Origin of the sequence: Jannaschia aquimarina (assembly GCF_000877395.1) — a bacterium.
Classification (GTDB): Bacteria; Pseudomonadota; Alphaproteobacteria; order Rhodobacterales; family Rhodobacteraceae; genus Jannaschia; species Jannaschia aquimarina.
In genome coordinates this window covers 1-13,198 of sequence record NZ_JYFE01000081.1, presented here as the reverse complement: position 1 = coordinate 13,198, position 13,198 = coordinate 1, and the positions used below count along the sequence as shown (strand labels likewise).

Sequence of the window (13,198 nt, the reverse complement as noted above, 5' to 3'; positions counted from 1 at the left end):
GGACCGCGCAGTCATTCCCACGTCCGGAGGCCGTCCATGCAGACCGACCAGCTCGAAGCCGCGATAGAGGCCGCGTGGGAGGCCCGTGACACGATCACCCCGCAAACGACAGGCAAGGCGCGCGACGCGATCGAGGCGACGCTGGATGCGCTCGATGCGGGCGAGTTGCGTGTCGCCGAGCCGCGCGAGGGCGGGGACTGGCATGTCAACCAATGGGCCAAGAAGGCGGTCCTGCTGGGGTTTCGCCTCAAGGATATGGCGCCGCAATCCGGTGGGCCGCAGGGCGGCACCTGGTGGGACAAGGTCGACAGCAAGTTCGCCGGATGGAATGCCGCCCGGTGGGAAGCGTCGGGCTTTCGGGCCGTGCCGAACTGTATCGTGCGCCGCAGCGCCTATATCGCTCCGGGCGTGGTGCTGATGCCGTCTTTCGTGAACCTGGGCGCCTATGTCGACAGCGGCTCCATGGTCGATACATGGGCGACCGTCGGATCCTGCGCACAGATCGGCAAGAACGTGCATCTGTCCGGCGGCGTGGGCATCGGCGGCGTGCTCGAGCCCATGCAGGCGGGCCCCACGATCATCGAGGACGATTGCTTCATCGGCGCCCGGTCCGAAGTGGTCGAGGGCTGCATCGTCCGCCGCGGCTCGGTCCTAGGAATGGGGGTCTTCATCGGCAAGTCGACCAAGATCATCGACCGTGAGACCGGAGAGGTCATGTATGGCGAGGTGCCCGAAGGCTCTGTCGTGGTGGCGGGCTCGATGCCGTCGAAGAACGGCGTGAACCTCTACTGCGCGGTGATCGTGAAGCGCGTCGACGAGAAGACGCGCTCGAAGACATCCATCAACGAGCTTCTGCGGGACTAGGGCCCTCCGGCTGCGCCGATCGGGCGGGGGCGCCGGGTCGGATGCGGCGCCGGTTCCACGGCCCCGCACCCGGCGCGCGGCGAACGTGGTGCCCGCCCGGACCCAGGCAGGGCGTCAGTTCCCCCCGAGGAGCTTCGACACGAGGCGGCTCAGAAGTCCGGCCCTAGACCGGTCGCTTCCAGCGAGCCAGGCTGATTGACTTGCCTTCTCCTGAGCGTTGAAACGACGAAGGTTCTCGACGAAGTAGGTCGACTCGGTGATCCAGTCCTCCATCCAATCGAGGAAGCCGGACATCCGAGCCGCGTCTGTGGCCATTTCGAGCCGCGCGTCTTCGAACCATGGATGGGTGTCACACCGGGCCAGACCCTGAGGCCAGAGCAATCCTCCAACCTCCGTCTCGCCCGCATCCATCCCGTTCCAGTCCCGGTAGAAGACCTTTCCGGACAGGTCGCCGGTCAGCGGCATGACGAAGTCGAAGGTGCATCCCCCATCCCCGAGAAAGAGCAGATCGGGCCCGCCATCCTTTTCCCGGGTCGTCAACTCCGGAGGGACGTTGCGCCCGCCATGTCGGTCCGGCGGCCCGTGCCAGGCAGCGTCGAGGCGGATCTGCACGTCGGCGCGCGTCACGTCCGTCAGACGGCGGAACGCCCCCGCTTCCGGATCGTCGTCGGGCTCGAACGGATAGATCTCGGGAGCGAGGCCGTAGCACGGGGCCGGACCGCCGCCGACACGGAGGAGCCACTCGCGCAGATCCTCCGGGAGGGGTGCGGGGCAGCGGCGCTCCAGGTCATGGATCTGCCGAAGGGTCCACTTTTGGGTGCGGTACTTGTGACCGTCGGCCCCGAAGACGCGGTTCCGACGGTCCTTCCGGGCTAAGCGGTCCAGGTCGCGGGCGAGGGCTTCGATCCGTGTCATGGCCCTTTGGACCGGATCGGGCGCCTGCGCGCAACGAAATCCCTTGACGCGAATCGCGTTGCGACGCCATTGGGAGAACCCGGCGGGACGACCTGCCGAAACAGCCGAGGGGACGGATCGTGACCACACGGTTCCATAATTTGCGCAATTCGCTGGCGGACGTTTCGTCCGGCCTGCTGCTGCGCAGTGAGCGGCTCCACACCTAGATCACGTCCCCCTCTCCCGCACCCCCGGGCGAGTTCCAGGGGCATTACGGGAGAAAACCCATGACTCATCTGACTGGGCAGGATCTGATCGATGCCGGCCTCGTGCCCGGCCCGGCCTTCGGGCCGTTGCTCGCGCGTGCCAACGCCGCCCCCGACCGGGACGCTGCGACGGCCATCGTGCGCGACGCTGTTGCGGCCGCGAAGGTCGAGGCCGACGCGCAGGCCGCGCGGGTCGCGGCCCTGCGCCCGCCGCCGCGAGACCCGCCGGACTTCCAGATCCACCTGGATCCGCAGTCCGAGGACGAGGTCGCAAACCTTGAGGCCGTGTCCCGCACCATGGCGATCCTGATGCGGACGCCGACGCTGGAAGCGGGCGTGGCGATGCCGGATGCCTGTCCGGCAGGTCCGCCCGGCACGATCCCGGTGGGCGGCGTCGTTGCGGCGCGCGGCGCGATCCATCCGGGAATGCACTCGGCCGATATCTGCTGCTCGCTCTACGCGACGGCCTTCGAGGGGGCCGAACCGAAGGCGGCGCTGGATGCAATTCATGGAGCCACCCATTTCGGTCCGGGAGGACGGCACGACTTCGATCCGGGCCCGGACGCGGATCTGTTCGAGCGCATGGAGGCCAACCCGTTCTTCTCGGATCGGGCGGTCAAGGAGGCACGGAGTCATTTCGGCACGCAAGGCGACGGCAACCACTTCGCCTTCGTCGGGCGGTCCGAAGGGTCGGGCCGGGTGACGCTGGTCACGCATCACGGCTCGCGCGGGATGGGCGCGCAGGTCTACAAGGCCGGCATGGAAGTGGCCGAGCGGTACCGCGCGCAGCTTTCGCCCGGGACGGCGAAGGTGAATGCCTGGATCCCCTGGGACACGGACGAGGGCCGCGCCTATTGGGATGCGCTCCAGATCGTGCGTGACTGGACCAAGGCAAACCACGCGGCGTTGCACGACGCGGCAGCGCGGAGCTTGGGCCAGGAGCCGGTCGACCGCTGGTGGAACGAGCACAACTTCGTCTTCCGCGATGACGCGGAAGGAGACGTGTTCTGGCACGCGAAGGGTGCGACGCCCGTGCATCGTGGCTTCCTTCCCGATACCGACGGGCGCCAGATCGTACCGCTCAACATGGGCGCGCCGATCCTGGTGGTCGAAGGCAAGCGGACCGATGCGGGTCTGGGCTTCGCGCCGCATGGGGCCGGGCGCAATCTTTCGCGGACGGCGCATACCCGTCGGCTGATGGAGCGGATGGGCGCGGCCTATTCGGAGGAGGCGGTCTTTGCCGCCGAGACCGACGGGCTGGATGCCCGGTTCTTCTGCGGCAACGTGGACGTCTCGGAACTGCCTTCGGCCTACAAGCGGCCCGAGACGGTGACCGCCGAGATGGAGCGGGCGAACCTCGCAACGGTGACGGACCGGATCCTGCCCTACGGTGCGATCATGGCCGGCGACTGGGAGCGGGACGCGCCGTGGCGCCGCAAGCGGGACGCGAAGATGCGTCGCGCCGCGGGATAAGAAAGGGCGGGGCCTCGCGGCCCCGTCCGGATACCGATGCGCCGATGGGGGTCACCGATCCAGTGGGGATCGCGACGGAGGAGCCGCCTGTCAGGGCTCTGGCCGCGCGCGTGTGGGGCCTTCGGCGGCAGATCGCCCGAGACGACCGGTACCGGCGCGCCGGATCGCAGCCATCGTCGCCGGGGGGCCGATCAACTCGAACAGGACGGTGCTTGCGATGGTGAGTGCCATGATCGTCTGGGCCCAATCCGGAAAGACCTCTCCCGCGACGAGCGCCATGCCGACTGCGACGCCCGCTTGCGGCAGCAGAGCAGGGCCGAACCAGCGTGCGGCCGGGCCGTCGATCTGACCGAGGCGTGCGCCGACCAGACCGCCTATCAGCCGCGAGCCAATCCGGAGCGCCATGTAGAGCACGCCGATCCAGCCGAGCGTGGCCAGCGACCCCAATTCCAGCGATGCGCCCGCGAGAAGGAAGAACAGAATCATGAAAGGCCACTGGATGTTCTCGATCTCGTGAAAAGCGCGATCATGATGGCGCGCCAGATTCGCGACGATCGCCCCCGCGGTGATCCCGACGATCAGGAAGGAGGCGTGCAGCCAGAGCGACAGGCCCGCGCACAGGAAGACGATCCCGATCGCCTCGGCCTGTTGCGGCTCTCCTGGCGAGAGGCGCCCGGTGAGGAAGGCGGCCGGTAGCCCGATCGCGGCGCCGAGCAGGAGGCTGCCGCCCAATTCCGCGGTCGCGGTAGACAGGACCCCGGTCCATCCGTCGGACTGCCCTGCAAAGACAAGCGCAAAGCTGAAGACGATCAGGCCCCAGACGTCGTCGATCGCGACGACCCCTTCGAGGGTATCCACGAATTCGCTTCGGATGCCGGATTGCCGGATGACGTCGGCGACCGCGGCGGGCGCCGTGGCCGTGGCGATAGCCCCGAGGATCAGCGCGAGCCCCGGTGGAACACCGGCCGCCATCAGACCAAGCGATACCATAGCAAGCGTGATGAGCACGATGGACAGCGAAAGCGCGAGGATCGCGCGCCCGTGCCGCGCCAGGTTGTTGCGTGACAGCGACCCGCCCAAGAGGAAGGCGACCATGGTCAGCGCGATGATCGAAAGGGCTTCGAACCATTCGGCCACCGCATCGGGAATGAGGTCGAAGCCGGCCTCCCCGGCCAGAAGACCCAGGATCAGCAGCATCGTGACGCGGGGCAGACGGGTGAGCCGCCCCAACTGGTCGGCTGCGAGACCGGCGAGAAAGAGCACTCCGAATGCCGTGAATGTCAGGGCGAGATCCATGAGCGCCCGTTTCTCACCCCCGGCGCCGCGGCACCCTGATCCGGATCATCCGCGGGAGGTGATTTGTATACTCTTCCCGTCCTGCCTTGCGGCCATCTCGAGCTCGCGGCGGATCACGAGCGCGTCCTGTGCCAGCCGCTCGGCCTCGATTTCGTCCATGAGCCGCAGCGCCACCTTCTCTCGCCAGAGTGCGCGTCGCATCGCCTTGCGCCAGGCCCGGCGGGCCGATGTCGGGGACCAGGGCAGTGCGGCCTGCGCCAGCCAATGGCGCAGCACCGGTGGCAGGCGGTCATACTCCGCCATGTTGTGCCGCTGAGACCGGCTCAGGGCGAGCGACGTGCGCTGATTTGCCGATGCCATGACCCGAAGATGGAGCTTCGCGGCCCGTTTGGCGAGGGGAACCGTGTCGCGGCTGCGGCGTTCTGTCCCACACGCACAACCATTCGGAAGGAATTGCAAATGTCGGGTCTGGGTTGGATCGCCGCCATCATCGTGGGCGGCCTCGCGGGTTGGGTCGCCAGCATGATCATGAAGGCGGATACGGGGCTGTTCCTGAATATCGGCCTCGGCATCGTCGGTGCGATCGTCGCCAACTTCCTTTTGGGGCTCGTGGGTATCCAGGCTTCGGGAACTTGGATCGCACAGATGATCGTCGGCATCATCGGCGCCTGCCTGTTGATCTTCGTGGTCCGAAAGGTGCGCAGCTAGAAAATCCGGTTCAGCGGCTCGGGCACAAACGCCGTCGACCCGGGCCGCGGACCTGCCGCAACACCGTTCGGACGGCGTTGCCCCGGCTTTGGCACGCAGGTCTCTGCTACCGTGCCGCAAACCCCGCGCCGAACCATTCCCGCTGAAGATCGACATATGTCCCGTCTTCTTCGAGGCGAAGGAGCGTTCGGTTGATGGGTTCCCGCAAGGCCGAATTCGTCGGCAGGGCGATCCCGTAATATTCCCGCTGAAACACCCGGTCGATCAGGCGCGCCCGTCCGTCGGAGCGCGTTTCGATGTAGTAGGCCAAGATCGGACCGTCGAAGGCGACGGCATCGAGGTCCCGGCGTTCGAACGCGTCGAGCAGCGCATCCAGGTCATCGAAAGCACGATAGCCTACCCCACGCAGATCTAGATATCCCGCCGTCGTCGATCCGACGGTGGTCCCGACCCGGCGTCCGTCGAGGTCGGTAATGCGCTGCACGTCCCGACCGATCGCCTCAAGGGTCAGGTTCGCCGTCAGGTTCGCCACGAAGAGCGAGACGACGAACAGGCTCGCCACGATCATCAGCGTTCCGAATATGCGGCCCAGCGGGGAAGCCGGCGTGTCCTCCTTGTAATCGCCCGAGATCAGGACGTTGAGGGCCCACCAGAAGGCGGGGAAGGCGGCCTTGCCCGGCGTCTCTCCGAAGGTGCGGACGCGGCGTTCGAAGAGCCACATCGCCATACCCAGCAAAAGCAGGCCAAGGAACCCCGCAAGCAGAAGGCCGATCAGGCGCGGCGACAGCGCGGTGCGCAGCATCGTGCCGACCCCGCCTTCGGACGGGACCATGACCTGAACGCCGGCGGTGAAGATGGGCTGCGTGAAATCCATCCGCGTCTCGCGCTCGGAGTTGATGGAGATGTTGGCGACGGCGAGGTTCGCGCGGCCCTCCTCCACGGCGGTCAGCATCTCCGGGAAGGTCCCGTACCTGTCGATCCGGTATTGCAGGCCCAACTCGTCGGCGATCTGTCCCCAAAGCTGCAGGCTGAACCCCGTATCGACCCCGTCCACGACCATCGAGAACGGCGCTCGGGTGACGGTGGCGACGACAAGCTCGTCGCTGCGCGCGCCATCCTGGGCCTGAGCCGGAAGGGTGACGAGGAAAAGCAGGAACAGGATCACCCTTCGCATCCGCGCACCTTTCCCTTGCGTCACCCGGTTGACAAGACCGAACCGGGCGCGCACCCGCAAGCTATGTCCGACAAGCCCAAGCGCCCGCATCACGTCTACACCCTTCTGGTCGAGGTCGGCCGCAAGCCCGGCGACGGCCTGCCCGACGGATCGTCTGGCGCTGCCCTGATGTGCTACGCCTCGGGCGTGGACGAAGAGGAGGCCGTGCGCGAGACGGTCGCCATCCTGAAACAGGCCGACATGGCGGTGCTGGAAGTGTCCGGCTATGGCAGCCTGGAGGAACGCGAGGAAGAGGGCCATGACATCGCCGATGACGAGCGCGCGCTGATGGCCCGCGCTCTGGACGAGAACTCGGTCGTCGTCGCGCAGACCACCGTCTTCCGAGAGGGCGATGACCGGGAGGCGGGCGCATGAGCGTCGACCCGGTCGACCTGACGGCACGGCTGGTGCGCTGCCGCAGCGTGACGCCGGCCGAGGGCGGGGCCCTTGCCCTGCTGGAGGAGCTTTTGTCAGAGCATGGCTTCGCCTGCACGCGCGTGGACCGGAACGGAACGCCCAACCTCTTCGCCCGCTGGGGAGACAAGGGTGCGCGGACGTTCGGGTTCAACGGGCATACCGATGTCGTCCCGGTCGGAGATCGGGACGCCTGGACCCACGACCCGTTCGGCGCCGTGATCGAGGAAGGCTGGCTCTATGGGCGCGGTGCGACCGACATGAAATCGGGCGTCGCGGCCTTTGCCGCCGCGGCCTGCGATGTCGTGGCCGACCGGCCCGACGGCGCCATCGTCCTTGCCATCACCGGCGACGAGGAGGGCGACGCAACCGACGGCACGGTCGCGTTGCTCGACTGGATGGAAGAGCAGGGCGAGCGGATGGATGTCTGCCTCGTCGGAGAGCCGACCTGCCCCGACGAGATGGGCGACATGATGAAGATCGGCAGACGCGGCAGCCTGACCGCGTTCTTCGCCTTCCATGGCGTGCAGGGCCATTCCGCCTACCCGCACCGCGCGAACAATCCCGTTCATGCCTGCGCGACGCTGATGGACCGTCTGGCCGGTCACAGGCTGGACGAAGGGACGGAGCATTTCGACCCCTCCACCGTGCAGGTGGTCACGATCGACACCGGAAATGCCGCCACCAATGTGATTCCCGCCGCATGTCATGCGACGGTGAACGTCCGCTTCAACGACGCCCACGACTCGGGCACGATCCTCGACTGGATGCGGATGGAGGCCGACCGGGTCGCGGACGAGACCGGTATTCGCGTGGAGATCGTGTCCAAGGTGTCAGGTGAAAGCTTCCTGACGCCGCCCGGCCCCCTGTCGGACCTGGTCGGCGCAGCCGTGGCCGCCGAAACGAACCGGGTGCCGGACTTGTCCACGTCTGGCGGCACGTCGGATGCGCGTTTCGTGAAGGATCACTGTCCGGTCGTCGAATTCGGCTTGGTCGGGCACCGGATGCACGCCGTGGACGAGCGGGTCCGCGTCGAGCAGATCGAGGCGCTCAAGCGGATCTATGCGCGCATCCTGCGCGACTGGTTCGACTGATCGCGATCCCGTGGGGACAGGCTGGGGCTCTGCCCCAGACCCCGGAGTATTTTCACCGAGAAGAAGCTCACTGGCTGTGATACCGCCCTGCTTCTTCTCGGCAAAAATACTCCGGGGGAGGCGCAGCCGGGGGCAGAGCCCCCTCCGTCGGCTTTCGCGCGTGTCGCGCTTCCGGCACTTGATCCCGGCCTTCCCTTGATCTGTTCACCGCCTCGGGATCCCGTCACTGGGGATCCGGATTACTTGCCGGTCTTCGTGGATTGCGTGGTCTCGGTCGGCTCCGGCCACATGATCGGCGGGCCGAGATCGGGAATGAACGGCCCGGCTGCGACCTGGAGAGGAACGAGGAGGGCGGCGGCGAGGATGAGCTTGCGCATCGGAGGGTCCTTTCTTCTGTACACCCGATATCGGGTGCCCACGCGCATCGGAGAATGACCGCTTCTGCGCACGTGCTCTGCGTTTTCGCATATCCCCTTCGGGGCGGGACTGCGCTAGGGCAGAGCCATGTACGAATGGTCCGATATCCGCACCTTCCTGGCCGTGATGCGTCTGGGCTCCGCCGCGGCGGCGGCGCGCGAGCTCGGCACGAACCAGACGACGGTCGGGCGGCGTATCGAGAGGTTGGAGGCGGCGCTATCGCTCCGTCTTTTCGAGAGGGGCGCACGCGGCACGGAGCCGACATCGAACGCGCATGCCCTGATGCCGGAGGCGGAGGCGATGGAGGCCGCCGCGCTGGCTCTGGACAGCCACGCCCGGGGCATGCGGCGGCATCTGTCCGGCGTGATCCGACTGACGACGGTGCCCGGGGCCGCACGGTATATTTCTGGCCTCCTGCGCGCCTTCCGGGCAGAGCATCCGGACGTGCGCTTCGAGCTGGATGCGGACGATCGCGCGCTCTCCCTCGAGATGGGCGAGGCGGATGTGGCGATGCGCGCGGCCGAACGGCTGACAGGCGATACGCTGGTCGCGCGCAAGCTGTTCGATCACCCTTGGGCGCTCTATGCGTCGGAAGACTACGTGCAACGCCACGGGAAGCCGGCATCGCTGGGGGATCTGAAGGACCATCGCACCGTGCTCTATGCAAAGCTGGTCGGAGAGCGGGTGGATTGCGTCGGGCAGGTGCAGGACATGATGTCCGGAGACGAGGGGCCGCTGCGCGTCTCTTCGGTGGAGGCGATGACAGGCCTGTTGCTCGATGGCGAAGGGGTGGGGCTGTTGCCGCGCGCCAGCGGAGACGTCGAGCCGGGCCTGCATCTCTGCATCACCGAGCCGTGGATCTACCAGAGGTTCTGGCTGGTCTGGTCGCCCCAGGGCGACGCGACGCCCCATGTCCACGCCTTCATCCGGTTCGCCCTGGATCGTTTTCCCGGGTTCCTGAAGGCGCTGCCGAAGGAATGGTCGGCCTGAGCCAAGACCCGGCGACGGGTCAAGGTGTCAGCGCACCATGCCAACGATCTCGTAGGTCCGCGCGAGGATCGGAGCCGTGATCTTGCGGGCACGTGCCGCGCCTCTGGCGAGGATGCGATCGATCTCTGCCGGGTCGGCCATCAGGCGGGCCATCTCGGATGAGATCGGCGCCAGTTTCTCGACCGCGAGATCGGCCAGATCCTGTTTGAAATGGCCCAGCTGGCCGCCAGCCTTCTCGGCAAGGACCGCATCCACCCCGTGCCCCGAAAGCGCGGCGTAGATATTCACGAGGTTACGCACGTCCGGCCGGTCGTCCAGTCCCGCCGCCTCGCCCGGCAGGGGATCGGGATCCGTCTTGGCCTTGCGGAACTTCCTGGCGATCGTGTCCGCGTCGTCCGTCAGGTTGATGCGGCTGGCATCGACGGGATCGGACTTGGACATCTTCTTGGTGCCGTCCTTCAGCGACATGACGCGCGTCGCCACGCCCTCGATCACCGGTTCTGTCAGTGGGAAGAACTCGACGCCGTAATCGTGGTTGAACTTCGTCGCGATGTCGCGCGTAAGTTCCAGATGCTGCTTCTGGTCGTCGCCGATCGGCACATGGGTGGCGTGGTAGATCAGAATGTCGGCTGCCATCAGCGCCGGATAGGCGAGAAGCCCCAGCGACGCCTTCTCTGCGTTCTTGCCGGCCTTGTCCTTCCATTGCGTCATCCGGTTCATCCACCCCATCCGGGCCACGCAATTGAAGATCCAGGCCAGTTGCGCGTGTTCCGGCACCTGCGACTGATTCACCAAGATGGACCGCTCGGGGTCGATGCCTGCGGCGAGGAATCCGGCGCAGAGCTCGCGGGTGTTGTGCGCGAGGGTCGCAGGCTCCTGCGGTACGGTGATCGCGTGCAGGTCGACCATGCAGTAGATCGTCTCGTGCGTGCCTCGATCCTGCCAGTCGACGAACTTGGTGATCGCACCGAGATAGTTGCCCAGCGTCAGCCCGCCCGATGGCTGGATGCCGGAAAAGACGCGGGGGGTGAATTCGGCCATCTCTCGCTTCCACTGGTCTGGGGGCGCGCGTCGGGGTAGCCCCGTCACAACCGGTCGTCAACGAGGCCCGCCATGGACCCGCGCAACGAAAGCCCCTTCAACGCCCTGCCGCCCGTCGTCGTCGGGCTGGCGGTCGTCATCGTCGGCGTCGAGCTTCTGTTCCAGGCCGCGAGTCTGGGTCTCGTCGGAGGCGCGCAAGGGGTTGGCTGGCGGCTGACGGCCCTCGGGGATTGGTCGGTCGCCGACCCGGTCTGGCAATGGATGTGGACCAACCGCAGCTTTCCGCCCGAGCTTCTGGTGCGGTTCGTGACCTATCCGCTGCTGCATGTGAACTTCACCCATGCGCTATTCGTGGCGGTCTTCGTTCTGGCCTTCGGCAATGTGAATTCGGTCGCACTGCCCGGTTGGCGGCAACTCGCCATCTTCTTCGGCGGTGCGGTGGCGGGCGCGTTGGCCTTCGTGATGCTCTACGATGCGCGGATGCCGCTGGTGGGTGGCTTTGCCGGCGCCTACGCGATGATCGGGGCCTTCACCTACCTCACACGGCTGGGCCTGACGCCGGTGCCGCCGGATCGGGCGTTCCTGCTCATCGGATTCCTGCTGGCGCTTGGTCCGATCTTCGGGTTCGCGACGGGGGCGGGCCTGTCCTGGGTTCCGGACTGGACGGCCGAGGTCGCGGGCGCCGCGGCGGGGTACGGGATCGCCGTCCTGCTCTTTCCCGGCGGGATCGACCGGTTGCGGGCGCGCCTGCGTCAGCGCTGACGGCGGATCATCATGCGCAGGTCGTCGCGCGTGGCCGCGCCTGTCAGCAAGGCGAAGAGCGCGTAGGACCCCATTCCCACGACCACCATCGCCGCCAGCACGACCGCCCGCAAAGGCCCGATCAGCGTCGGACCGAGCACGAATTGCGAGGCCCACAGGACCACGCCCATAAGCGCCGAAGCGACCAGGATCCTCCAGACCCGCCCCCGTGCGCGGGCGTCGATCCGCCCCACATCGCCCATCCGGCGCACCCCTCGCCAGAGCAACAGGAGCATCGCCCAGGATGCCACGGTGGTGCCGAAGGCGGCAGCGGGCCAGCCGATGAACGGGAAGAGCCCGATGGCTATTGCGGCATTCGCCACCAGGCCGAACAGCGCGAAGCGAAGAGGGGAGCGCGTGTCCTCGCGGGCATAGAACAGAGGCTGCAGCACCTTTTGCAGCACGAAAGCCGGGAGGCCGATCGCGTAGATCATCAGGGCGAGCGCCGTTGCCGCCGTGTCGTCCGCAGCGAACTCGCCGCGTTCGAACAGGACGGACACGAGGGGGATCGGGACGACCAGAAAGGCGACCATGGCAGGGATCGTCAGAAGCAGCGAGAATTCGGCCGCCCGGGAATAGGCGGCCTTCTGGCCGGGGGCGTCTTCCGCGCGGATCCTGCGCGACAGTTCGGGCAGCAGGACGATGCCGATGGCGATGCCGACGACGCCCAGCGGCAGTTGGTACAACCGGTCCGCGTAGGACAGCCAGGCGATCGCTCCCTGCTCTCCGAGGCTTGCGACCTGGCGTCCGACGAGCAGGTTCACCTGCAGCACGCCGTTGGCCAAGAGGGCGGGCGCCGCGATGATCAGGAGGCGCTTCAGATCGGGGGTGAGGCGGGGTCTCCGGCGGGGCCAGAGCCTGTGCCCGGCCCGGCGCGCGGCCCAGGCCACGAGGCCAAGCTGAGCCAGGCCGCCGAATGGGACGGCAGCGATCAGCAGCCAGCCCACCGCTCGCGGCAGGGACGGCACGGCGAGCCAGGTTTGCACCGCCTCGGGCGCGATCCAGGCCAGCGTCATAGCGGCGATGAAGACCACGTTCAGAAGCGCCGGGGCGGCGGCGGCGGCCAGGAACCGGCGGTTCGAATTCAGCACCCCCGACACGAGCGCGCCCAGCGAAATCAAAAGGATATAGGGAAATGCGATGCGCCCGTAGGCCACGGCCAGATCGAAGCGTTCGTCCCCTGCGAAGCCCGACGCCATGGCCAGCACGAGCGCGGGCATGGCCAGGATCCCGATCACGGAGAACAGGGTCAGGACCAGCACCATCATCGCCAAGGCGTCGCGGGCGAAGGCGTCGGCTTCCTCCGGGTCGGCCTCCAGCTTCTTGGCGTAGAGCGGCACGAAAGCCATGTTGAACGCGCCCTCTGCGAAGAAGCGACGGAACATGTTGGGCAATGAAAAGGCTACGAAAAATGCCTCCGCCGCAGCCCCCGTGCCGAGGAAGCGGGCGATCAGGATATCGCGGACGAACCCCAGCACGCGCGAAAGCAGGGTCCAGCCGCCGACCGTGAGGAAGCCTTTGATCATGGACGGGGTATGTCGGATGCGCAGGCCGAGCGGAAGACGCGACGGAGGGGTGCCGTTGCCGGGGATCCGGCAAAAGGTTAACGCCGGAACGCTCCTGTCCGAGATATCCCTCAATTTCAGATATCTAAGTGATTCGGTGGGTCCCGGACCGCCATCGGCCCGGTATGCACCCCCCGTGCACCCCCCGTGCACCCCCCGTGC

The 13,198-nt window shown here is 67.1% G+C and carries 14 protein-coding genes; 7 read left to right on the top strand and 7 right to left on the bottom strand.

Annotated elements, in window-relative coordinates:
- Window positions 1-36 precede the first annotated feature (36 nt).
- Window positions 37-864 carry a 2,3,4,5-tetrahydropyridine-2,6-dicarboxylate N-succinyltransferase gene (gene dapD, locus jaqu_RS19675; protein ID WP_043920739.1) on the top strand — a complete coding sequence of 276 codons (828 nt, stop codon included), beginning with the start codon at window positions 37-39 and terminating at the stop codon, window positions 862-864.
- A gap of 114 nt (window positions 865-978) precedes the next feature.
- On the opposite strand, the gene jaqu_RS19670 is transcribed toward dapD, so the two are convergent.
- Window positions 979-1,779, bottom strand: a complete 801-nt coding sequence (locus jaqu_RS19670; RefSeq protein WP_043920738.1) for an SMI1/KNR4 family protein — start codon at window positions 1,777-1,779, stop codon at window positions 979-981.
- Window positions 1,780-2,045: 266 nt separating this feature from the next.
- Here jaqu_RS19670 and jaqu_RS19665 point away from each other — a divergent pair, with 266 nt between their 5' ends.
- Window positions 2,046-3,497, top strand: a complete 1,452-nt coding sequence (locus jaqu_RS19665; protein WP_043920737.1) for an RtcB family protein — start codon at window positions 2,046-2,048, stop codon at window positions 3,495-3,497.
- Between the two features lie 90 nt (window positions 3,498-3,587).
- Here the strand turns inward: jaqu_RS19665 and jaqu_RS19660 are convergent, their stop codons facing one another.
- The gene (locus jaqu_RS19660; protein ID WP_043920736.1) at window positions 3,588-4,793 is read right to left on the bottom strand and encodes a cation:proton antiporter; all 1,206 of its coding nucleotides are present in this window, start codon (window positions 4,791-4,793) and stop codon (window positions 3,588-3,590) included.
- 45 nt (window positions 4,794-4,838) lie between these two features.
- Window positions 4,839-5,153: a DUF6525 family protein gene (locus jaqu_RS19655; RefSeq protein WP_170938624.1), complete on the bottom strand. Its 315-nt coding sequence runs from the start codon at window positions 5,151-5,153 to the stop codon at window positions 4,839-4,841.
- A 99-nt stretch (window positions 5,154-5,252) separates the two neighbouring features.
- On the opposite strand from jaqu_RS19655, the gene jaqu_RS19650 reads away from it, so the two are divergent.
- A complete protein-coding gene (locus jaqu_RS19650) occupies window positions 5,253-5,501 on the top strand; it encodes a GlsB/YeaQ/YmgE family stress response membrane protein (RefSeq protein ID WP_043920735.1) in 249 nt (82 codons plus the stop codon).
- A gap of 106 nt (window positions 5,502-5,607) precedes the next feature.
- Here jaqu_RS19650 and jaqu_RS19645 read toward each other — a convergent pair whose 3' ends face one another.
- Complete coding sequence (locus tag jaqu_RS19645; protein ID WP_392387227.1) at window positions 5,608-6,666, bottom strand: transporter substrate-binding domain-containing protein; 1,059 nt, start codon at window positions 6,664-6,666, stop codon at window positions 5,608-5,610.
- A 72-nt stretch (window positions 6,667-6,738) separates the two neighbouring features.
- Between jaqu_RS19645 and jaqu_RS19640 the strand changes: the two genes are divergently transcribed.
- Window positions 6,739-7,089, top strand: a complete 351-nt coding sequence (locus tag jaqu_RS19640; protein WP_043920733.1) for a hypothetical protein — start codon at window positions 6,739-6,741, stop codon at window positions 7,087-7,089.
- Window positions 7,086-8,222, top strand: a complete 1,137-nt coding sequence (dapE, locus tag jaqu_RS19635) for a succinyl-diaminopimelate desuccinylase (RefSeq protein WP_043920731.1) — start codon at window positions 7,086-7,088, stop codon at window positions 8,220-8,222. Before jaqu_RS19640 ends, dapE begins: the two co-directional genes overlap by 4 nt.
- 239 nt (window positions 8,223-8,461) lie before the next feature.
- Here dapE and jaqu_RS21795 read toward each other — a convergent pair whose 3' ends face one another.
- Window positions 8,462-8,599: a hypothetical protein gene (locus tag jaqu_RS21795; protein WP_161793910.1), complete on the bottom strand. Its 138-nt coding sequence runs from the start codon at window positions 8,597-8,599 to the stop codon at window positions 8,462-8,464.
- A 127-nt stretch (window positions 8,600-8,726) separates the two neighbouring features.
- Between jaqu_RS21795 and jaqu_RS20885 the strand changes: the two genes are divergently transcribed.
- Window positions 8,727-9,629, top strand: coding sequence for a LysR family transcriptional regulator (locus tag jaqu_RS20885; RefSeq protein WP_052501089.1), 903 nt, complete (start codon window positions 8,727-8,729; stop codon window positions 9,627-9,629).
- A gap of 27 nt (window positions 9,630-9,656) precedes the next feature.
- On the opposite strand, the gene trpS is transcribed toward jaqu_RS20885, so the two are convergent.
- Window positions 9,657-10,670, bottom strand: a complete 1,014-nt coding sequence (gene trpS, locus jaqu_RS19625; protein WP_043920730.1) for a tryptophan--tRNA ligase — start codon at window positions 10,668-10,670, stop codon at window positions 9,657-9,659.
- A 72-nt stretch (window positions 10,671-10,742) separates the two neighbouring features.
- On the opposite strand from trpS, the gene jaqu_RS19620 reads away from it, so the two are divergent.
- Window positions 10,743-11,432: a rhomboid family intramembrane serine protease gene (locus jaqu_RS19620; RefSeq protein WP_043920729.1), complete on the top strand. Its 690-nt coding sequence runs from the start codon at window positions 10,743-10,745 to the stop codon at window positions 11,430-11,432.
- On the opposite strand, the gene murJ is transcribed toward jaqu_RS19620, so the two are convergent.
- Entirely contained in the window at window positions 11,423-12,997 is a 1,575-nt protein-coding gene (gene murJ, locus jaqu_RS19615; protein ID WP_043920728.1) for a murein biosynthesis integral membrane protein MurJ, read from the bottom strand. The two genes, jaqu_RS19620 and murJ, sit on opposite strands and share 10 nt — an antisense overlap.
- Window positions 12,998-13,198: the final 201 nt, after the last annotated feature.